A 20,397-nucleotide genomic window follows, 5' to 3' on the forward strand; every position below is an offset into this window, starting at 1 on the left:
ATGAGCAACCCAACCGGAGTTCAGCCGCAACCTGCCGATCGCGCCCACGTAGAAACCCATTTCGAGTCAGGTGAGATGGTTCGGGATATCGTCATCGGTCTTTCCGACGGTTTGACCGTGCCTTTTGCTTTGGCTGCGGGGCTTTCTGGTGCCATTGCATCATCGCGTATCGTTGTGCTGGCGGGGTTGGCGGAGATTGCTGCGGGGTCGATTGCCATGGGGTTAGGTGGCTTTCTTGCCGCACGCGGCGATGCCGAGCACTATGTCTCCGAACGTCTTCGTGAAGAGCGTGAGGTGGTCGAGCGTGTACGTGACGAAGAGGAGGAGATCTATGAGATCTTCGAGCAGTACGATGTTCCCCGCGCCAGTGCCGCGCCAGTGCTCGAGGCTCTGAAAAAGAATCCCACCAAATGGGTCGACTTCATGATGCGTTTCGAGCTTGGACTGGAGGAGCCCAAGGCCAACCGGGCACTCAGTTCCGCGCTTACCATCGCCGGGTCGTATATCGCCGGTGGACTGATCCCCTTGCTGCCTTACATGCTTGTCAGTGAGAACCTTCTGGCGCTGAAGCTCTCAGCTGTTATTACATTGCTGGCTCTCGGCATCTTCGGCGCTCTTAAGGGTAGACTCATCGGAACTGGCTGGCTGCGCAGTGCGGTCCAGACAGTTCTTATTGGCGGGGCTGCTGCCTCAGTTGCCTATCTTTTAGCGCGTATTCTCAATGGCCACGCTGGATAGCGCTGCACTAGTTGATAGAAAACGAAAAGACGACGAAACCCCTCGTCCATCCATCCCATCTTTAAGGAATATGCAAAGAGAGGACGTCGAGATGACCCCAGTTTCTGTAGAAAAACATAAGAGTTCGGTTTCCTCCATCCTGGCTCGTTACAAGGCGGCGCGTCGAGAGACCCTTATGTGGGCCAGTCGGCTCACTCCCGAGGACATGATGGTGCAGTCCTGTCCAGAGGCAAGTCCCGTCAAATGGCATCTTGCGCACACCAGCTGGTTCTTCGAAACATTCGTCCTGACGGAGTTTCTCGCCGGTTATATCGCCTTTCATCCCGATTTCCGTTGGCTCTTCAACAGTTATTACAACGCACTCGGAGAGATGCCCGAGAAGAAGCTCCGTTCTTCCTTCTCACGCCCCCCGCTCGACCTCATCCTCGCCTACCGCTCCCATGTGGATGCAGCAATCGAGCGGCTGCTGCAGCACCCTGCCGAGGATGAAGCTGCGCGCCGCATACTGCTTGGTATTGAGCACGAACAGCAGCACCAGGAGTTGATTGCAACTGACATTAAGCATGCGCTCTTCACCAATCCGCTCCACCCCGCCTACATAGAGCGAGCGCCTGAAAGCGTTCCTGATAGTACCATCGCACCGCCACTCGGTTGGATTGAGCATGCTCCTGGTCTCACCGAAGTGGGTGTAACGCCAGATCCAATTTCCATTGATGCATTTGCGTTCGATAACGAAACCCCGCGCCATCCTGTTTACATCGCTCCATTCCAACTTGCTACGCGGCTCGTTACCTGTGCCGAATATCTCGCGTTCATGGAGCAGAACGGCTATAGCCGCCCGGAGCTCTGGCTCTCTGAAGGCTGGACGACGATGCGCGTCGAAGGCTGGCAGGCGCCGCTATATTGGCAGCGTGATCCTGCAGCGAAGGCTGGTTGGAGCATATACACGCTCCACGGGTTTATGCCTCTTGAAGATTTGAGTGAGACACCGGTTTGTCATATCAGCTTCTTCGAAGCAGATGCCTATGCACGCTGGGCAGGGTATCGCCTTCCCACAGAGTTTGAGTGGGAGCACGCTGTCTCGCAACTCGGTATTTTGCGCAAGGAATCAGCATTGCAGCCCTCGCTGTTGACCTATGTTGAGCCTGCAAAGCAGCCCAACGACGTTGCGGCTACTGAAGCGAACCTGGCCGAGTCGGGCGTTCTTCATCCTACAACGGCAAGCGCGCTGCCTGGGTTGCAGCAGGCCTTCGGTGATGTGTGGGAGTGGACCGCCAGCCCTTATACCGGTTATCCCGGCTATGCGCCTCTGCCTGGTGCGCTTGGCGAGTACAACGGCAAATTTATGAGCTCTCAGATGGTGTTGCGCGGTGGTTCCTGCGTTACGCCGGCTACGCATATTCGCGCGACCTACCGCAACTTCTTTGCTCCGGCCACACGCTGGCAGTTTTCCGGCCTGCGCTTGGCAAAGGATGCTCCGCGGTAACGGAATTGATGAAAATTCAGAGATATCGTCACTAGCCTGCTGACAGCGTCCTGTCAGCAGGCTAGTATCTTCGGATACTTCTTTCTTTCTGCCAGCATCCAACTGCAGAGCGGTAAAAAGTGCCGCAGGTTCCGGGAAGGGAAATCGCTATCGTGTCAACGACCATCTCCGCTGTCACGCCATCAACTTGTCTTGAAACATTGCCTCCTTCTCCCCTCCAGGCCGTTGCACAGGAGGCACGCGCAGGCCTCACAGCATCGCCCAAGACGCTTTCTCCGTGGCTTTTTTATGATGTGGCGGGTTCACAGCTCTTTGAGCAGATCACCGAACTGCCGGAGTACTATCTAACGCGCACTGAGCGCAGTCTATTTACAGCACATGCCGATGAGATTATTGAAAGGGCATCGGAGCCTTGCGGCAATGATCCTGCACCTGTGCTGACACTCATTGAACTCGGTGCCGGTACTGCTACAAAAACAGGCATTCTTCTTGCTGCAGCAGTGCGTCGTCAGCGCAACGTCGTTTATCAGCCTGTCGATGTCTCTGAGTCCGCGCTGGCTGCTGCAACTGAAAACATTCGCGCCAATATCCCGGGAGTTACGATTCGATGTCAGGTCGCCGACTATACGACCCAGGGTTTACCGCTTAATCGCCTTCCCAATACCCGCACACTTGCGCTCTATATCGGTTCCAGCATTGGCAACTTTTCTCCTGAGGATGCACGCGATGTTTTGCGCAATCTTCGCGCACAGCTTCTGCCGGGCGACCAACTCCTCTTGGGCACAGATCTTGCTCCTGGCACCTTTAAAACTGTCGAAATGCTTAAGGCCGCTTACGACGACGATGCGGGTGTAACCGCGGACTTCAATAAAAATGTACTCATCCGCCTCAATCGTGAACTGGGCGCCACCTTCCGTCCAGAGTGCTTTGACCACAAAACCGTCTGGAACACGGTGGAGTCGCGCATCGAGATGCACCTCGTTGCGCGCCATGCACAGCAGGTGCATGTCCCCGCGAACGCAGCAGGCCCGGCATTAACGATCTCCTTCTTTGAAGGTGAAAGCATTCATACGGAGAACAGTTACAAATTCACTGAAGCACGGGTTGAAGAGCTGCTTCGCTCTGCAGGATTCAGGCTTACGCATGCCTGGCACGATTCCCAACGTCTCTTTTCCGTCAATCTCGCGATGGCCGTCTAATCACCGCCATGTTAGGGCGTTATCTTCGCCATTCGCCACTCTTTCCGCCGCTTTTGAAAACCAGCTCAATCTCGCGGATGCGAATACCCTTATCGAGGGCTTTGGTCATGTCATAAACTGTCAGTGCCGCAGTAGAGGCGGCGACCATCGCCTCCATCTCAACTCCCGTTCCAGCCACTGTCATCGCGGTAGCTTCGATCGCCACGCCGCTTTCCACTACTCGCACATCGACGTCTACAAAGCTCAAGGCTAAAGCGTGGCACATGGGAATCAACGTCGATGTCTGCTTTGCCGCTTGTATTCCCGCGAACCGCGCTACTTCAAGAGGATTACCTTTGGGATTGTCGGGTAGTGCAGCAAGAGCTTCCGGCGAAAGCTCGACAAACGCGCGCGCGCGCGCTTCTCGCTTCGTCGCAGTCTTTGCGCTGACATCTACCATGTGCGCCTGGCCCTTATCGTCATAATGTGACAGCTTTGCCAATGTTCGCTCCTCCTGAGCCTGCGACTGCATTTATTCCCTATTTGAGCAGAACAGAGATCACATCCCCGTTCTGAAATTTTTCCACGTCCTCCGGCAGCACTGCATAACAGTTGGCTCGTGCATTAGCGGCCATATCTCCGGAGCCATGCCATACCACTAGTCGCACCTCGGGCAGTACCCGATTAAATACAAGACGAGCGGGAAGTATGCGTGTCAGGCCGGCTTTCCCGTCAATGCAATCGCCGAGAGTCGCCTGAACAAAACGTGGACTGTCGACCGAGGCTCCGCGCATCGCTCGCAACAGAGGCTCTACAAAACATGCGAATGTGACCTGCGTCGAAACGGGATTCCCAGGCAGCCCGAAGAAGGGAATGGCGGGCATGCCGTGTCTTGCCGGCAGCCAGCCGAAAACCAGGGGCTTTCCTGGCTGCATCTTCACGCCAGTAAACAAGAACTCCGCCCCCATCGAGAGCAGGACCTCTTCGACCAGGTCATACTCTCCCATAGAAACACCGCCAGAGAGCAGCAGCAGCTCCGCGTTGCGTGCCGCGAAGATCATCCTCTCCAGATCATCGCGGCGATCCGGAGCAATAGGGTGCCGCATAGATATTCCACCCGCCTGCGTTACAAGTGCAGCCAGCGCATAGCTGTTTGAGTTACGAATCTGAGCTGACCCAGGTTCCTCATGGACGTCGACCAACTCGTCGCCCGTAGCCAGTATCGACACTCGTGGTTGCGCAAAAACTTTCAACCGTGCAGCACCACATCCCGCTGCCAAGGCAATCGCAGCCGGCCCTAATTCGGTGCCAGCGGCGAGCACTATGCCTCCAGCTTGCGCCTCGCTTCCGCGAGGCACAATATTTTCTCCTGCCATGATTCGTCGGGCCGGTGCCAACTTGATCACTTTGTGACCGCCGCTGATCTGCTGTTCTACATGCTCGATCATCACTACGGCATCGGCTCCTTCCGGCACTGGAGCTCCGGTCATGATCTCGATCCCCTCATCGTCTGTCAGGCGACCATTCCAGGATTCACCTGCCTTTACCTGCCCGGCGACTCGAAGCCAGCTTCCCGCATCGGCCTCTGCGGCTCGCACCGCGAAGCCATCGCGCGTCGAGCGGGGGAAGGGAGGCTGGTCTCTATCGGCAACTACAGCCTCTGCCAGTACACGGCCAAGCGAATCCTCCAGGCGTATCTGCTCCTTGTGGCCTGGTTCCAGCTTTGCTGCTTGTTCAAGGACGATTTCCAGGGCCGCATCGAAGCTCACTATGCGCCCCTCGACAGGTCCGCTGCCACGCGCCTCAGCCGATCTCATGCCTTCCTTCCTCTCCGTTGACTGGCACAAGCAGAAGGCCCCGGCATGTCGCCGAGGCCTTCCAATTTGTTTCCTATACAAACCAGCGCAAGCTACTTCTTGCCCTTCGTAGCCTTGAAGCTAGACTTCACCTCGGCGCCGATTCCGGTCAGGATACCCTTTACTTCTTCGACGCGCGCCTGCTCGTTCTCAGGAGCAAGCTCGATGAATTGCTGGTAAGCCTCGACGCATCCTGGCGGTGCAACAATCTTCTGTGTCTTCGGATCGACAGTGGCCTTCGGAATCAGGGACTGACCCTTGATGTAGTATGCGTCAGCGCGCTTCGGATCGGCAGCGATTGCCTTATCCGCAGCCGCAGCCGCGTCGTCCAGCTTACCTGCGTTATACAGGGTAGCCGCCTCGTTGTAGTAGTACATGCCTGCGTTTGCCGGCAATGTCTTTGCGGCCTGCTCGTAAGCGTCCGAAGCTCCCTTACCGTCGCCGCTCTTTGCCAGCGCCTGACCCATCTGGTTATAGGCTGCGGCAGCTGTTTCAGCGCTCGGCTTCTTCGAGGCAGCATTCGCATCGACAGCTTTCTTGTACGAGGCAGCGGCGTCGGTATACTTGGCCTGAACGGTTGGATCTGACGTAGCCGTCTTGCCCGCGGCCTTAGCAGCCTTAGCAGCGGCGTCAGCAGAGCCCAGCTGCGCATCACCTAGGGCGACCCACAGGATGCCTTCATCTGGCTTCTGCGTGGTAGCCTGCTGCATCGCAGTAATGGCCGAGTCAAAATTGCCAGCCTTCGTATCAGCGCGAGCCTGCGTCAGCAATGCGTTCAGATTGGCGATCTTTGCATTTGCTGCGGTTACATCGGCGTTCTTCTTTTTGTACTCCTCCAGCTGCTTCCTCTCCTCGGGAGTCATCTTGTCGATGTACTCCTTGCGGGTCATATCGAAATTCAGCAGGTGATCTTCGCCAGCAGCAAAGGTGATGTTGTCGAGGTAGTCGATGCTCTTGTTGTCATCCGAGAACACGACTGCCAGGTAAGATCCCGGAGCAATGCCGGTTCCCTTAAAGTCGCCCGTAGCGCTGATCGGGAAGGTGTAAAGGTATTTCCGGCTTTTCTCATCTGAGCTACGGTCCTGTGTCAGCTTAATGTCGCCTTTGGTAATGGGGGCGCCAATAGCCATTGTTGACATGACCATGAACGCTGGCCGGAGCCGGCTGTGCCCATGCTGCCTGCGAGGACAGGGCAGCCACAACAGCCAGAGCCACTCCCAGACCTGCGCTCCTGATTCTTCCGATACGATTGATCACTTCCGTTCTCCTGGTTTCAGAATCTTGTCTTCCGGCCTGCAACTGCTCCGGTTCACTCTCAAATTTCTCGGCAACCGCTACCTTTTTGATGCAGAAGGCAAACTCGCGTAAGGTATCGGATCCGTACCGCCGGCCTCACGAAATGCCCGCAGGCGCAGCACACAGCTTTCGCAAACGCCGCATGCCTCGCTTTCGCCGGAATAGCATGACCAACTTACATGGAATGGCGCGCCCAATTCAACTCCAAGCCGCACGATCTCGCTCTTCCGCATATGGATAAGTGGCGTCTCGATACGAATATCGCCCTCTTTGGTGCCCCTGCGGATCAGTTCGTTGAAGGCGTCATAGTACGCGGGCCTGCAGTCCGGATAGCCGGAGCTATCCTGCTCTACGGCCCCGATAAACACGCGCTTGGCCCCCAAAACCTCGGCCCAGCTCACTGCTGCAGAAAGAAAATGAGCATTGCGGAATGGCACATAGGTCACTGGTACTTCTGCCCCGATCGCTGCCTCCTCGACCGGAGCATCCGGGACCGCAATTGTTGAGTCGGTCAGGGCCGAGCCTCCAATTTGTCGGAAGAGATCGATTTTCAACGGCAGAAATTCCTTCGCGCCCGTCAGCCGTGCAATCTCCTTTGCTGAAGCCAGCTCCTTGGCCTCGGTCCGCTGCCCATAGCTAAAGTGAAGGGCATAGACGTCATAGTCTCTCGCTGCCAGGGCTGCGCATACGGTTGAATCCATGCCTCCCGAGAGGCACAGGACCGCCCTCGGCTTGTTCGTTCCATCAGTCGTCATGCTCTTCGTCCGTCGTCTCTGGCAGGGTTGTACCCTCGCTCGTCGTATCCAGCAGCTTCCGTGCCGCGTCCTCGTCCTTCTTGTGCACCATTAGTCGAGCTTTGAAAGCCGGGGCCAATAGATTGTTAGCGTTCTCGCCGTGCAGAAAGCACTCCAGGCTCGCCGACTCTAGTACTCCCTTCGCCATCTGCGCTTCCATTGGCACCAGATAGCGGGCAATCATCACATACCGCTCGGGGTCAAACGCGATTGGAGTTTCCGTATCCTTCTGTTCCTTGTCTTGTTCGTTGTCTGCCATATTTCCCTCACTTCGTCTCATAAGACTGCAGCCGGGCCGTAATGGTTCCCCAGAACAAACTCGCTTTTACCTGTACCGGGATGTGTCGTGCATCGTCGGTGTACCAAATCCAGATCTTGCCGCGATTCTTCACAATTCCTTCGTCCGCCGTCGGCTGTACGCGCACTGTCTGGAAGACTCCCGCCGGTGTCTTGACCTCTTCCTTGGCCTCGACCTTCATCGTCACAGTGACCGTGCGCATCGAGTCAGCCAGAGGAAACCGGAAGTTCTGCCCCACCACGAGTGGCTGCGATCCCACATAAAAGATCGCCGACAACGAATCGCTCACGCACGCCGGAATGGAAGCCGTAAGCTGCTTCGTCGTTCCCTTTACCAGGTTGCGCTCTGTCAGGGTCTGCTTACCTTCTTTGTAATCGAAGCTCAGGTCACTGGAGATCTTTCGTCGCCCCTCTTGCGTCTGCTTCGAGAAGCCCGCGGAACAACCCGTTTTTGTATCGAAGCCTGCCTGAAAGCGGTCGATTACCGGAAACAGCATGGTTACCGCGCCTACCGTATCGGCAGTGGCTGTAATCTTCTGGGTCGTGCCCTGCTGCTCGATTTGGAACGAAGCAATCGCGGCGGAAAATACGCGCCAGTCCACCGTATAGGTTAGCGTCTGTTTCGTTGGAAACGCGTAGGTTGCAGGTGGAGGTTCCAGAGTAGGAATGACTACTGGTGGAGGGGGAGGAAACAGCCTGTCTTTGAGCGATTGCGCCCGCGAAGATGCACATACCATCCACAGAAGGCAGGGAAGCAGCAGGGCCGTGAGACGTTTTGACAGAGGCAGCTCGCTCCATTTGGAAGATGAATGGTCGCTCCCCCTCGGAATCAACGCGGGAAGAACACCAGACGTGCCGCCAACGCCCCGTAGATGGCGATGGCACCCATAAGAGCATTGTACTCGCGGTGGTGCATGTAACGCTCCTGCGAGAATCTCCCCGGCGGCAGGTCACTTTTCGCTGCAGTTAACCGCGGCAGCAGGCGCGGCACTGCGGCGGCATACGCGTCAAATCCCGCAAAGTGTTCCCGTAGATAGGCTTCTTCAGACCGGATTGTCGGCAGATAGATGGCCAGGAACAATACGGCGAGAGCCACAAAAATCACCCAACTCCCCGATGCCCATGCAAAACCGAACGCGATCATCATCGAGCCCAGGTACAGCGGGTTCCTGGTATACGCATAAGGCCCTGTCCGTGTCAGCTCGGCATTCTTCTTCACATACCCGGCCGCATAGCCGCGCAACCATAGCCCCGGCGCAACTAGCAGAAGACTCAGCGCCATTGTTCGCCATGTAGGCTGCGCAAGCCACAGAAACACAACCGCAAACAAAAAGCCCAGGGGGACGCGGATGCGCCGGGCGATTCGCTGCCAACTCGTTCGTTCAGTCACTTCACTACCTTACCTGCATCGACGCCCGTTCGTCCCTGCAGCAGATCGAAGGCGGCACCAACAACCTCATCCACAGTAATCTCCAGCAGCCCGGTTTCTGGCTCATGCAACCGCCTGTGATCGCGTCGCTCCGCGCCATGCCGTAATACACGCGCTTCTGTGCCATAAGGTCCATTACGCTTGGGATCGGTTGGGCCAAACAGCGCCACCACAGGGCGCTCCAGTGCAGCCGCGAGATGCAGAGGCCCCGTATCCCCAGCAATCACCAACGCCATCCGTCGAGTCGCAGCAATCAGCTCCGCCATATCACACGGAAACACAACAGCCCGCCCGCCGCTTGCGAGCACAACCTCATTGGCAAGCGTATCTTCCTGCGAATAAGCGTTGATCAGTACGCGGTACCCAGCACGATCCAACTCTGCTGCCACTGCACCAAAGCGCTCCGCTGGCCATTGCTTCGCTCCCCAGCCAGCCCCGGCAGCTATCAGCACAAAACCTGCTTCTTTATCTAGTTGGCGCAGTCGGGACGCGCAGAGTTCTTCTGCATGCATATCGACCGGCAGGGTTACCTTAGCCGGGTGCAATGCTTCGCCAATAGCTGCACCCAACAACTCACACCCTTGCTCGACAACATGCGCCGACGACACCGATACTTTATTCGCATACAACCATCGCGCCGGAGCTTCCCATGGATGGGCAGGCCCGGCAAACGTTCTGGCACCGGTCATCCTGCCAATCACAGCCGACCGTATCGAACCCTGCATATCCACGCACACATCAAACCCACCACCACGCAGTTCATGCCGCAGCGAAGCAATATCCCTCAAGGCCTTCGCGGAAAGCGGACTCTTCTTCCACTCCCGCGTAGCGGCAAGATGAACCTTATCCACCAGAGGCATCGCCGCGCTGCGATTAGTAGCATCCGCGGCCTTCAACAGAGGAGACCATCTCGGCTCCACCACCCACTCGATCGACCAATCAGGATGGGCTGCTCTCATGGCCGCGACCGCAGGCATCGCATGCAGCACATCGCCCATGGCGCCGATCCGTACGATCAGCATCCGCCGGATCTCTGCACTGCTCCACTGTTGGTCCCGAGTCGCCAAGCGCCCCATTCTCTCACGCGCGGTTCTTGCGCCGGTCCAATCCGCCCACCATCGTCACCAGCTGTGTTAGGGCCTCCTTCTCCCCAACTAGCTCTACCCTCAACTGCGCAACGACAAGCCGCCCAATGTACTCCAGTTGCCTGCGCATCTCAGGCGAGATCTTTACGGCGTCTTTTTCCGTTGTTACAAATCCATTTGCGCCAATCCGCTTCGCATCTTCGATCAGTTGCGCCACATCACTCTCGGTATAGGGATGGTGATCGGCGAAGGCTACCGTTTTGGCTGGTTCGTATCGTGACGAGGTCAACATCTTCGTAAAATTATCCGGCCTGGCAATACCGCAGAAAGCCAGCGGCATGGTCGGCAGCGGGCTCTCCACGTCTTCATGCAGATTTAGCGTTCGCCGTATCGTCCATGTAGCAAAACGGTGTCCCTTCTCGCGCAGTGAGTCCAGAACATCCTTAAGCGCAGCAGCTTCCTCGTCGCGCACAACAACCACATCCGCTTCGGCCACTGTGCGGATCGGTTCTCGCAGATTGCCGGCAGGCAGCAGCATATCCTTCGTGTCCTCCAGCGTCAGCAGCACAATATCCACGTTGCGTGCCAGCCGAAGATGCTGAAAGCCATCGTCCAGCAGATGAACGGCCGTCCGGCCTTCGCCAGGCTCTACCTTCTCTGCCAGCAGTCCTGCCTCATACCGGTCGGCTCCCGCAAATACAGGAGCGGTCGAACGCTGCGCCAGCAGCACAGGCTCATCGCCATGCCACTCCGGGTCGTCGTACGGCTCCACGCGCTCTGTCAGCTCCGATGTCCTCCCATACCCGCGGGTCAGAATGCTGACGGAGTAACCCTTTCGATGCAACACCTCGGCCAGCATGGCAACAAACGGCGTCTTACCCGCACCTCCGGCTGAAACACTGCCGATGCTTACCACCGGTGCAGGCAGACGATTCTGCTTCAGCCAGCCCCATCGATACAGCTTTCGCTTCGTCGTAACCACCGCCCCATATAACGGGGCCAGCGGAACCAACCATGGACGTCTCGCGCTCATGCTGCGTGCTGCTCCATCAGTTCCAGCAGAGCTTCCACCGTTCGCTTTGTGGCTCCAGCCTGTGCGTCAAATACCTCGCGTCCACGTTCGCCCATCGCCTGCGCTGCTGCAGTCTCGGTCAACAAAGCTATCAACGCGTTCGCCAGATCTCCTGCATCGACAATCCGTATGGCATTGGCAGCACGCATCGACTCCACGATTTCGCGGAAGTTCTCGCTTGATGATCCCATCACCACGGGGACGCCAAATCGTGCGGGCTCCAGCGGATTGTGCCCCCCCGCGGGCACAAGACTTCCTCCTACAAAGGCCGCTACTCCCAACGAGTACACCGAGGCGAGGTCGCCAATCGTATCCAGCAGGATGACGCTCCCCGGCTCAATCGGATTCACGTTTTCTTTCAGCACACTTGCGCGAACAACCGTCTCGCTCGCTCCCACCAGAGCTGCGACCGCAGCAAATCGTTCAGGGCGCCGAGGGGCCAGCACCATCACAGCATCCGGCACGACCTTGACCACCTGCCGCCACGCTTCCAACAAGACAGTCTCTTCGCCATCCAGAGTACTTCCTACGACCAGTACTTTCTCTCCTTCAAGGAGACGTTTGCGAATCAGCGATGTCATGGCCGTCTCGCTCACCGCTTTGACGTCATACTTCAGATTTCCACTGACGCGGACTCTATCTGCTGGCGCACCAATCTGTTTCAGCCTGACGGCGTTCTCTTCGCTTTGTGCTAGAAACAGGGAGACGTTTTCCAGCAGCGGACGCCACAGCCAACGCAGTCGCAGATAGCGCGGCAGTGACCGGTCCGACACCCGCGCATTCACTACCGCCACCGGCACACCGCCTCGCACGCACTCATTCATCAAGTTCGGCCAAAGCTCACTTTCCATCAGGATGAGTAGCCCAGGATTGAGGAGGTGAAGATATCTTCGCACGACAAACGCAAAATCCAGAGGAAGATAAAAAACCGGTGAAACCTCGCCACCTCCAGCAGTCTTTCCGAACCGCTCACGCGCCAGCTTCTGGCCCGTCTCAGTTGTAGTGGAGACAGCTATCACCCAACCCGGCAGCGCTGCCCGAAGTTCTCGTATGAGTTCACTTGCGGCCATAGCCTCGCCAACAGAGACGGCGTGTAGCCAGATCACTTTCCGTCCCCGCACCGACTCTGCCAACCCGGCTGGCAATATTCCCAGCCTCCCGGCAAGCCCCGCACGATATCTTCCGCTGGTTGCCATCCGTGCCAGCCACCAAGGAGCGCCAACAATCAGCACTGCCGCCAAAACTATGCTGTAAACCGCCAGAATCAAACGAAGCCAGCCCTCGCTTTACCAGGTGCACCAGCGAAGATGATAATCAACTTGCCCATGAACTCCCACACAACCCTCTTTCAGCGGACCTTCCTGTTCGCTGCTCTTGCCGCTGTTTTCTGTGCCCCGCTCGCTCAGGCCCGTGAAAAGAAGGCGCCTTCCGCTAAGGCTGCTAACCAATATCCAGCCTTCGACACCCATCCCAATGAGCAGGTCACCATCGCCATCGACCCCTGTGACGACCAGCGCAACTGTGACTTCTTTCGTCTGCCTTACGTGCGCCACTCTCTCATTCCCGTCCGCGTCATCATTACAAATGACTCCGACACGGCGCTCAACCTCGACCAGGCGCGCATGCAGTTCATCTCCGCCAACAGCGACAAGATTCCCGCCGCTACTCTTGACGACATTAACCGTCGCCTCTTCAGCACCAATCAGGCCAAGGGGACGAAGATTCCACTTACGCCGATTACGATCCACCATACGCCGGTCGATAAAAAAATCACTGACGACGATGCCGACTTCGGCTTTCAAAGCACGACCGTCAACCCGCATTCCACGGTTGCAGGCTATCTCTTCTACGACGTCAAGGGACTCGATGACCCGCCACTCAAAGACGCCGAAATTTACATCAAAATGATCCACACCCTGGATGGTAAAAAAGAGCTCTTCGCCTTCTCCATTCCCTTTAACAAGTGGCATGCGGCAAGTACTACCCCAGCGAAATAGCCCGGCATTCCGCATCGTATGTGGGGCCTCGGGAGAAATCTGCCTTCTACCAAACCGCTATCCTGTCATAGACCATGCCCGAAACGAATATCACTCCGCTGACCATCCGCGAAGCCTCACCTGAGGACGTGCCTGAGATGCTGGCCTTCATCCGTGAGCTAGCCGAGTACGAACGCGAGCCCGAGGCTGCTGTCGCAACTGCTGAAGATCTTCTACGAGACGGCTTTGGGCCGCAGCCCGTCTTCCAATGCCTCATTGCCGAGTGGACTGAAGACAACGTAACCAAACCTGCCGGCATGGCCCTCTACTTTCACTTCTACTCCACGTGGCGGGGCAATGCCGGTATCCACCTCGAAGATCTCTTCGTCCGTCCGCAGTTTCGCCGCAAAGGGATCGCCCGAGCCCTCTTCGCCCGCCTGGCACAGATCTCCCTCTCTCGCGGAGACCGTTTCCAGTGGCATGTTCTCGACTGGAACCAGATGGCCATCGACTTCTACCAGCAGATGGGGGCGCACATGCTCGACGAGTGGCGCATCATGCGCATCGACGGTGAAGCTCTCAAAGCCCTCGCCGCCTCTCGCACTTAAGGCGTGGCTACCAACACCGGCGGTAGCCGTAGCCATCCCAGTAGTATCGTGACCGCCAGTACGGGTCATATGGTGAGTGCGCACCATACGGGTAGGGGTAAGGTCTGTAGTAGTGGGGATAGTAGTAAGAACCGCACCAGCAGCGTCGGCTCAGGAAGAGGACCAATAGAATCAGGCAAAACATGGTGACCCTCGTGTCAGGCGCATAACCCGCAGCGCCTTATGGAAAAGAGTACGGCAGTCACCCCGCGGCGGTTCCACAAATCCGTCGAATAGGGTTTGTTGCTCCAGTACTGCAACAATAGAGCTAATGAAGAAGATTAAAGTTATCGGCGGAGGACTCGCTGGTCCCGAAGCCGCCCTCCATGTTGCCTCCTTCGGTTGCGATGTTACCCTCTACGAGATGCGCCCCGCGCGCTCCACCGAGGCGCACGAGACGTCCAACTTCGCCGAGCTCGTCTGCTCCAACTCCCTTAAATCTGAGTCCGAAAACTCTGCCCCCTGGCTTCTCAAGCAGGAGATGCGCCGCGCCAACTCCTTCCTCCTCGCTGCAGCCGATGCCTCCGCCGTTCCCGCTGGCCATGCTCTTGCCGTCGACCGCATCGAATTCTCCGCCCGCGTCCACCAACTCATCGACGACCATCCGCGCATCACCGTCGTTCGCGAAGAAGTCACGCAGCTGGACGAGTCCGATCCGGACACCATCACCGTCCTCGCGAGCGGTCCGCTCACCTCGCCTCCGCTCGTCGCCGAGCTACAGCGACTCACCGGTTCTGCTCAGCTTGCCTTCTACGACTCCATTGCCCCGATCGTTGACGCCAGCTCCATTGATATGGACAAGGTCTACTTCGCCGCCCGCTGGGACAAAGGTACCGCCGACTACATCAACTGTCCCTTCACCAAAGAAGAGTACGAGGCCTTTCTGGAAGCCCTCACTAAGGCCGAGACCGTCCCTGCCAAAGAATGGGAGCAAATTCCTACGGACATACCGCAACCTGCGGCCAACCAGGTACCCAAATACTTCGAAGGCTGCCTCCCTATTGAAGAAACCGCACGCCGAGGCCGCGATACCCTTCGCTTCGGTCCCATGAAGCCCGCCGGCCTCACCAACCCAAAAACAGGGAAGTGGCCCTATGCCGTTGTCCAACTGCGGCAGGAAAATCTTCGTGCCGACTCCTATAACCTGGTCGGTTTCCAGAACCATCTCAAGTATGGCGAACAGGCTCGCGTCCTCCGCATGATTCCTGGCCTTGAGAATGCAAAGTTTCTCCGCTACGGCCAGATCCACCGCAACACCTACGTCAATGCACCTGTGGTGCTCACCGAAACTCTGCAACTCAAGCAGCACCCCAATATACTCATCGCTGGCCAACTCTCCGGAGTCGAGGGCTACACGGAATCCATCGCCTCGGGCCTGCTCGCTGGGCGCTACGCCGCCGCTCTTGCCCAGGGCCGCACACCCGCACCAGCACCACGTATTACGGCGAATGGAAGCCTTTCCCACTACATCACCCACAGCGAGGCTAAAAACTTTCAGCCTGCCAACATCACGTTTGACTTGTTGCTCCCACTCGAAGAAGAGTTACGCAAAAAAATCCGCGACAAAAAAGAACGTCACCGTATTCAATGCGAACACGCGCTTGATGCCTGGAATGAGTGGTTGGCGCTTGGATAAGTCGGTGGAGTGGATCAGGTCGTTTAACAGGGAGCTAATTCCTAGCCTTGAGCGTTTTCGTTGCTTGTTGAACGATCCCCTTGAAGTGCTAGCTCGCTACCTAACAACCGGTTGACGCTTTTAGAATGTTGCGTTTGCGGCCTCAGCGGAGGCGAAGATGCAATGCCGGTGAAATTCGCGCAATCCAAAAATCATGATTTAGTGACAGCGATTGAAAATGCTAGCCTTATCGCCATGATCTTTGCGAAAACCCGTTTTCTCGTTCCGTCGTCCATACTGGCCATTTTTCTCCTGGGTTCCAATGCCCAGAGCCAGGGGACAAAAGATCCCCGCATTGGGGAGATGTTGGAGCTACTGGGCAAGACAAGGACGCCGGTTTCAGCAGCCATCGCTCCAAATGGAAAGATGGTGGCCTGGTCGGTCCGCAGCGGGCGGAGCGAGCAGATTCACCTGACGGAGCTGGAAACCGGTAACGACAAGTTGCTGGAAACGGGTCCAGCGGACGGGTGTAGCAGCTCTACTCCGACGTGGTCACCAGATGGAGAGTCACTGGCCTATATCTCGGACTGCGGCGCGGAGCCAAAGGGACAAGGGCAGATCTTTTTGTGGTCGAAGAAGACGGGGATGTCAAAACAACTGACGCACTTGACGGGTGCGATCACTTCTCCAGCGTGGTCGCCGGATGGGAAGTCGATTGCGTTTCTGTTTGTGGAAAACGCGACGCGTGCGGCAGGCGCTCTGGCAGCGATGAAGCCGTGGGCCGGAGTGGTTGGTGAGGATGGAGTTGAGGTGCAACGGGTCAACTCGGTCGATCTGGCTACAGGTGCTGTGAATTGGCTTACACCGCAGAACCTGCACGTGTACGAGTTTGCCTGGGCGCCTTCATCCGCTGGAATTACTTTTGTCGCAGCGAATCCCCCGGGAGAAAACAACTGGTGGGTGGCGAAGCTTTATACCGCAGACATCCGCCGAAGCATTGCCCAAAGCCATAGCAACCTGCAGGATCACGTGACGGAAGAAATCCACATGATTCTTGCTCCGTCTGAGGTTTCTGGTCTGCTGCACGGCTTACAGATCGCGCTTCCACGCTGGTCCCCCGATGGAAGGCAGATCGCGTTTATTGGCGGATTGATGAGCGATCAGGGATCGACGGGCGGAGACATATGGGTTGTTCCATCTACTGGGGGCGAGCCGAAGAACCTGACGCCTGAACGCAAGGCCACACCTGCTTACTTTGTGTGGATCGACGACAATACGCTCGGCATCTCGGAGCACATTGGCGGATCGAGCCGCCTGACCGATTTCGACCTGAGAACCGGCAAAGATAGCGGGGATGGCGTGACCTTTCCTGAGTCGATTGGTTCGGGCACGGCAGTGATGAGTGTCTCGACAGCGAAGAATGGCGATATTGCCATCATTCGAAGCTCGTTTGAGCATGCGCCAGAGGTTTGGGCGGGGCCGGATGCACATCTGAAGCAAATTACTCATCTGAACGATGGGTTGAAGCCGTTATGGGGTAAGACGGAGAACGTGGAGTGGACGAACGAAGACTTCCACGTGCAGGGCTGGCTGTTGTACCCGGCTAACTATGATCCGGATAAAAAATATCCTCTGATTGTGAATGTGCATGGAGGACCTTCGTCGGCTGTGTCACCGAGGTGGCCAGGCGTTGGGTATGGCGGGGTTCCGTTCTCGGGGCTCGGTTACTTTGTGTTTATGCCGAATCCGCGGGGCAGCTATGGACAGGGAGAAAGGTTTACGCAGGCCAATATCAAGGACTTCGGCCATGGCGACCTGCGTGACATTACGAGCGGGATGGACACGATCGAGGCTCGGCTGCCAATCGACAAAGCTCGCGAGGGCCTGACTGGATGGAGCTATGGCGGGTTTATGACCATGTTTGCCGTAACGCAGACGACTCGTTTTCGGGCAGCGGTGGCCGGGGCTGGTATCAGCAACTGGAAAAGTTACTACGGAGAAAACTCGATTGACCAGTGGATGATTCCATTCTTCGGAGCAAGCGTGTATGACGATCCGGAGGTGTATGCAAAGAGTTCGGCGATTCAGTTCATCAAGAAGGTGAAAACGCCAACGTTGGTAGTGGTAGGGGACCGCGACGGCGAGTGTCCGGCGCCACAGAGCTTCGAATTCTGGCATGCGTTGCGGGCTGAGGGTGTGAAGACGCAGCTGGTGGTATATCCGAATGAGGGGCACGCGTTTCGGTCGCCCGAACACCGGAGGGACGTGCTGGAGAGGGCGCTGAACTGGTTTGAGACGCAGATGCCCGCCAGATAACTGGCCCCGATGACGACACATCCGGGGTTTCTGCGTCAAAACATCAGCTCCACTATTTGCCTCGGGAGACTTCGGCTTTATACACTGAAGCCTCGGGAATTCAGCGTATGCGGTGAAACCGTTCAGCTTGCGTTCCGGTTGAACGGGGAGGTTCAATGCGTCGGTTTGTCAGTCTAGCGGTACTTCTGTTTTTTACGATTCCATTTGGTATTTCGATATCCGGCTGCTCGAAGGGAGCCAAGGCGGTTTCATGCAGCGCGGACGGAAGCGGCCCCCTGGTTGGCCAGGTGACGACGATTACGCTGCTGCCGAAGATTTATGGAATCTCGCTGAACCAGGGCCAGATTGGCCAGGTAGCTACGCCGACAGCGACGGACTGCAACGGCAACACAGTGAATGTTTCCTCATATACCTATGGCGTGTTTGATGCTACGGGCCATGCGATTGCAGCTCCCTATATTGCTGATGTCGTTCCCTCGGGCGCAAATGCTGGAAAGCTGTGCGCTGGTCAGTGGAACCGCAACACTGGTGGCGGCATTCCTGATTACACGACCTGCAATGTGACGGGGCTTGCGGGTGAGGTTTATGTTGTGGCTTCGGGCGGCGGCGCGAACAGCAATCCATTGCCAATCTTTATCCATCCGAAGGTGACGAGCATTGTGCTGGGGTCGCCTACAACTGACTGCACGAACGACCCAACGTCGAACTGCTGCCCGCTTGCGGCGCAAGCTACGGTAACGGCTCCCGCGTATACCGGGACAGCCTGCATCTCACAGGGAAAGACGGCGCAGCTGGTGGCGCGCGCGTTCGATTCAAATGGCAACAACATCACCTGCCAGGTAGGCCACCTCTCATTCGCTGCCCAGACAACCTCGGTTGCAACGATCGATGAGAACGGCGTGGTCACGGCGCAGCAGCCAGGTTCGACGGTCATCAGCGCCAATCTGACGCAGGCTGGTTCGTCCGCCGGCTTCTTCTCCACGTGCCCGCCAGTCAAAATCGCGATGACCGTGCCAAACACAGGTGGCAAGACCAATATTGTGGTGAACCAGAATAATACGCAGCCGCTTTCGGCCGTCGCGACGGACATCAACAACACGATTTTGACAGGACTGGCGTTAACCTTTATTTCGACAACGCCGATCACAATTCCTGCTGCTTCAACCGGTACGGTTACACCTGCTTTTCCGGGGGCAGCTTCGATTACGGCAATCTGCCAGCCACCTACATGCAATCCTTCGCCAATCAATCAGATTGGCCTGTTTGGCAATGGCACGCCTGTAGCTTCGAATCCGGTGACAGTAACAACTCCGGGAACGAATAGCACGCTGCTTTGGATTGGCAGCACGCAGTCACGCTATATCCTGCCGATTGACTTTACGAATCTGACGACTGGTGCTCCGGTACGTCTTCCTCTTGCACCGAATTCGATGGTCCTGTCGAACGACGGCGCATCGATCTACATGGGAACGACGACCGAGATCATGGTCTTCAATGCCACGACGAACAGCTTGACCAAAGAAGACGCGAGCGTGGCAGGCCAGGTTCTTGCAATCTCGCCAGACGGAACCACACTGGTAGTTTCAGATCCGCGCAAGCAGCTGACATATCTTTACACCACATCAAGCGGAACGATCTCGTCGACATATGGCGGAGTAGCAATGCGTGCGCAGTTCACACCGGATAGCGCAACAGCATATATCACGCTGGGTTCGGTCGATGTGAACGGAAATGTAGTACCGGGCAATCAGCTTTTGGTTCACTCCAGCTTCACCGGTTGGAACCTGGTTGGGCTCGGAGCAAATGCGACCGATGTTGCCGTGACGGTGCCGAGCGTAGGTGCTTACTTGGCTGGAGCCTCGACAACAGGTCGCAGCTACTGCCCAAGCACGACGATCACAGGGACACCGCCGAATACAACTTCGATTACGAATGCCTACTATCCGTTGGCCGACACAGCTACAGTTCCAACAGACCGGGTCGCGGCGACGAACGATGGGTTGCATATTCTCGGTGCAACGGTGACTGGAGGAGCCTCGATTGTTGATCTCGCCTTCCAGGCAGGAACGTCTTCCACACCGGGGGGGCTCCCGATTGGACAGTGCCCTGCACCTGTTCCAGCTACATACTTCACGGCCAATCGCATATCGCAGAACAGCATTCCGATGGGTGTGACGGCTACTGCGATTACAGGAGTTATCCCGACGTCTGATTCAAGCGTTGCCATGGTTACGTACACCGGATCGGGATCGCTACCGGTTTACACCCCCGCAACCGGGGCGCTGACACAGGTCGCGCTGACGGGCGGAGCAACGGCTCCGGTTGCCGGTGCAATCAGCTCGGACAATACAACGTTCTATGTCGGAACATCAGGCGATAATCAGGTCCACCTGATCAGCCGCTCGACTCTCAAGGACGATCCAACGCAGACGATCAATCCGAAGTTGCCACAGTACGTTTGCCCCAACAGCACCGGTTCGACTTGCTCCAATGGCACGGATGCACCTTCGACTTATGTGACGCCTAACCTGGTTGTTCAGCATCCGCGTAAGGCTACTTCGTAAACAAGGAATCAATACAACAGAAAGCCCGCTTCGGATAGAAGCGGGCTT

18 protein-coding genes are annotated in these 20,397 nt (G+C 56.9%); 8 read left to right on the forward strand and 10 right to left on the reverse strand.

Features of this window, described 5'->3' with window-relative positions; genetic code table 11:
• The 3 genes from KFE13_RS14950 to egtD all read left to right on the forward strand — a co-directional run bounded on the left by KFE13_RS14950 (window position 1) and on the right by egtD (window position 3,423).
• On the forward strand, window positions 1-738 hold the full coding sequence (locus tag KFE13_RS14950) for a VIT1/CCC1 transporter family protein (protein ID WP_260703894.1): 738 nt from the start codon (window positions 1-3) through the stop codon (window positions 736-738).
• Between the two features lie 91 nt (window positions 739-829).
• On the forward strand, window positions 830-2,224 hold the full coding sequence (egtB, locus tag KFE13_RS14955) for an ergothioneine biosynthesis protein EgtB (protein WP_260703895.1): 1,395 nt from the start codon (window positions 830-832) through the stop codon (window positions 2,222-2,224).
• Window positions 2,225-2,376: 152 nt separating this feature from the next.
• On the forward strand, window positions 2,377-3,423 hold the full coding sequence (egtD, locus tag KFE13_RS14960; RefSeq protein WP_260703896.1) for an L-histidine N(alpha)-methyltransferase: 1,047 nt from the start codon (window positions 2,377-2,379) through the stop codon (window positions 3,421-3,423).
• A 19-nt stretch (window positions 3,424-3,442) separates the two neighbouring features.
• Here the strand turns inward: egtD and moaC are convergent, their stop codons facing one another.
• From moaC to KFE13_RS15010, 10 genes are all read right to left on the reverse strand, one after another.
• A complete protein-coding gene (moaC, locus tag KFE13_RS14965) occupies window positions 3,443-3,934 on the reverse strand; it encodes a cyclic pyranopterin monophosphate synthase MoaC (protein WP_390891581.1) in 492 nt (163 codons plus the stop codon).
• A gap of 7 nt (window positions 3,935-3,941) precedes the next feature.
• Window positions 3,942-5,219, reverse strand: a complete 1,278-nt coding sequence (locus KFE13_RS14970; protein WP_260703898.1) for a molybdopterin molybdotransferase MoeA — start codon at window positions 5,217-5,219, stop codon at window positions 3,942-3,944.
• 92 nt (window positions 5,220-5,311) lie between these two features.
• On the reverse strand, window positions 5,312-6,388 hold the full coding sequence (locus KFE13_RS14975) for a tetratricopeptide repeat protein (RefSeq protein WP_260703899.1): 1,077 nt from the start codon (window positions 6,386-6,388) through the stop codon (window positions 5,312-5,314).
• A gap of 204 nt (window positions 6,389-6,592) precedes the next feature.
• The gene (gene queC, locus KFE13_RS14980; RefSeq protein WP_260703900.1) at window positions 6,593-7,255 is read right to left on the reverse strand and encodes a 7-cyano-7-deazaguanine synthase QueC; all 663 of its coding nucleotides are present in this window, start codon (window positions 7,253-7,255) and stop codon (window positions 6,593-6,595) included.
• A 43-nt stretch (window positions 7,256-7,298) separates the two neighbouring features.
• Window positions 7,299-7,607 carry a putative signal transducing protein gene (locus KFE13_RS14985; protein WP_260703901.1) on the reverse strand — a complete coding sequence of 103 codons (309 nt, stop codon included), beginning with the start codon at window positions 7,605-7,607 and terminating at the stop codon, window positions 7,299-7,301.
• 7 nt (window positions 7,608-7,614) lie between these two features.
• On the reverse strand, window positions 7,615-8,247 hold the full coding sequence (locus tag KFE13_RS14990) for a DUF3108 domain-containing protein (protein ID WP_313900653.1): 633 nt from the start codon (window positions 8,245-8,247) through the stop codon (window positions 7,615-7,617).
• A 227-nt stretch (window positions 8,248-8,474) separates the two neighbouring features.
• Entirely contained in the window at window positions 8,475-9,035 is a 561-nt protein-coding gene (locus KFE13_RS14995) for a methyltransferase family protein (RefSeq protein WP_260703903.1), read from the reverse strand.
• The gene (gene waaC, locus KFE13_RS15000; protein ID WP_260703904.1) at window positions 9,032-10,141 is read right to left on the reverse strand and encodes a lipopolysaccharide heptosyltransferase I; all 1,110 of its coding nucleotides are present in this window, start codon (window positions 10,139-10,141) and stop codon (window positions 9,032-9,034) included. The genes KFE13_RS14995 and waaC overlap by 4 nt, the downstream gene beginning before the upstream one ends.
• 13 nt (window positions 10,142-10,154) lie before the next feature.
• Window positions 10,155-11,192 (reverse strand): tetraacyldisaccharide 4'-kinase, encoded by a 1,038-nt coding sequence (gene lpxK, locus KFE13_RS15005; RefSeq protein WP_260703905.1) that lies wholly within the window; start codon window positions 11,190-11,192, stop codon window positions 10,155-10,157.
• Window positions 11,189-12,463, reverse strand: a complete 1,275-nt coding sequence (locus KFE13_RS15010) for a 3-deoxy-D-manno-octulosonic acid transferase (RefSeq protein WP_313900697.1) — start codon at window positions 12,461-12,463, stop codon at window positions 11,189-11,191. Before KFE13_RS15010 ends, lpxK begins: the two co-directional genes overlap by 4 nt.
• Window positions 12,464-12,556: 93 nt before the next feature.
• Between KFE13_RS15010 and KFE13_RS15015 the strand changes: the two genes are divergently transcribed.
• The 5 genes from KFE13_RS15015 to KFE13_RS15035 all read left to right on the forward strand — a co-directional run bounded on the left by KFE13_RS15015 (window position 12,557) and on the right by KFE13_RS15035 (window position 20,349).
• A complete protein-coding gene (locus tag KFE13_RS15015) occupies window positions 12,557-13,228 on the forward strand; it encodes a hypothetical protein (RefSeq protein WP_260703906.1) in 672 nt (223 codons plus the stop codon).
• Window positions 13,229-13,302: 74 nt separating this feature from the next.
• Complete coding sequence (locus KFE13_RS15020) at window positions 13,303-13,815, forward strand: GNAT family N-acetyltransferase (RefSeq protein ID WP_260703907.1); 513 nt, start codon at window positions 13,303-13,305, stop codon at window positions 13,813-13,815.
• Between the two features lie 310 nt (window positions 13,816-14,125).
• Entirely contained in the window at window positions 14,126-15,490 is a 1,365-nt protein-coding gene (gene trmFO, locus KFE13_RS15025; protein ID WP_260703908.1) for a methylenetetrahydrofolate--tRNA-(uracil(54)-C(5))-methyltransferase (FADH(2)-oxidizing) TrmFO, read from the forward strand.
• A 342-nt stretch (window positions 15,491-15,832) separates the two neighbouring features.
• On the forward strand, window positions 15,833-17,785 hold the full coding sequence (locus KFE13_RS15030; RefSeq protein WP_260703909.1) for an alpha/beta hydrolase family protein: 1,953 nt from the start codon (window positions 15,833-15,835) through the stop codon (window positions 17,783-17,785).
• A gap of 155 nt (window positions 17,786-17,940) precedes the next feature.
• A complete protein-coding gene (locus KFE13_RS15035; protein WP_260703910.1) occupies window positions 17,941-20,349 on the forward strand; it encodes a hypothetical protein in 2,409 nt (802 codons plus the stop codon).
• Window positions 20,350-20,397 lie beyond the last annotated feature (48 nt).

Origin of the sequence: Edaphobacter flagellatus, assembly GCF_025264665.1 — a bacterium.
In the GTDB taxonomy this organism is placed as follows: Bacteria; Acidobacteriota; Terriglobia; order Terriglobales; family Acidobacteriaceae; genus Edaphobacter; species Edaphobacter flagellatus.

Coding starts and splice junctions, on each gene's coding strand:
- KFE13_RS14950 (WP_260703894.1), top strand. CDS start 1: ATGAGCAACCCAACCGGAGTTCAGCCGCAACCTGCCGATCGCGCCCAC.
- egtB (WP_260703895.1), top strand. CDS start 830: ATGACCCCAGTTTCTGTAGAAAAACATAAGAGTTCGGTTTCCTCCATC.
- moaC (WP_390891581.1), bottom strand. CDS start 3,934: ATGCAGTCGCAGGCTCAGGAGGAGCGAACATTGGCAAAGCTGTCACAT.
- KFE13_RS14970 (WP_260703898.1), bottom strand. CDS start 5,219: ATGAGATCGGCTGAGGCGCGTGGCAGCGGACCTGTCGAGGGGCGCATA.
- KFE13_RS14975 (WP_260703899.1), bottom strand. CDS start 6,388: ATGGCTATTGGCGCCCCCATTACCAAAGGCGACATTAAGCTGACACAG.
- queC (WP_260703900.1), bottom strand. CDS start 7,255: ATGGATTCAACCGTATGCGCAGCCCTGGCAGCGAGAGACTATGACGTC.
- KFE13_RS14985 (WP_260703901.1), bottom strand. CDS start 7,607: ATGGCAGACAACGAACAAGACAAGGAACAGAAGGATACGGAAACTCCA.
- lpxK (WP_260703905.1), bottom strand. CDS start 11,192: ATGAGCGCGAGACGTCCATGGTTGGTTCCGCTGGCCCCGTTATATGGG.
- KFE13_RS15015 (WP_260703906.1), top strand. CDS start 12,557: ATGAACTCCCACACAACCCTCTTTCAGCGGACCTTCCTGTTCGCTGCT.
- KFE13_RS15020 (WP_260703907.1), top strand. CDS start 13,303: ATGCCCGAAACGAATATCACTCCGCTGACCATCCGCGAAGCCTCACCT.
- trmFO (WP_260703908.1), top strand. CDS start 14,126: ATGAAGAAGATTAAAGTTATCGGCGGAGGACTCGCTGGTCCCGAAGCC.
- KFE13_RS15030 (WP_260703909.1), top strand. CDS start 15,833: ATGTTGGAGCTACTGGGCAAGACAAGGACGCCGGTTTCAGCAGCCATC.
- KFE13_RS15035 (WP_260703910.1), top strand. CDS start 17,941: ATGCGTCGGTTTGTCAGTCTAGCGGTACTTCTGTTTTTTACGATTCCA.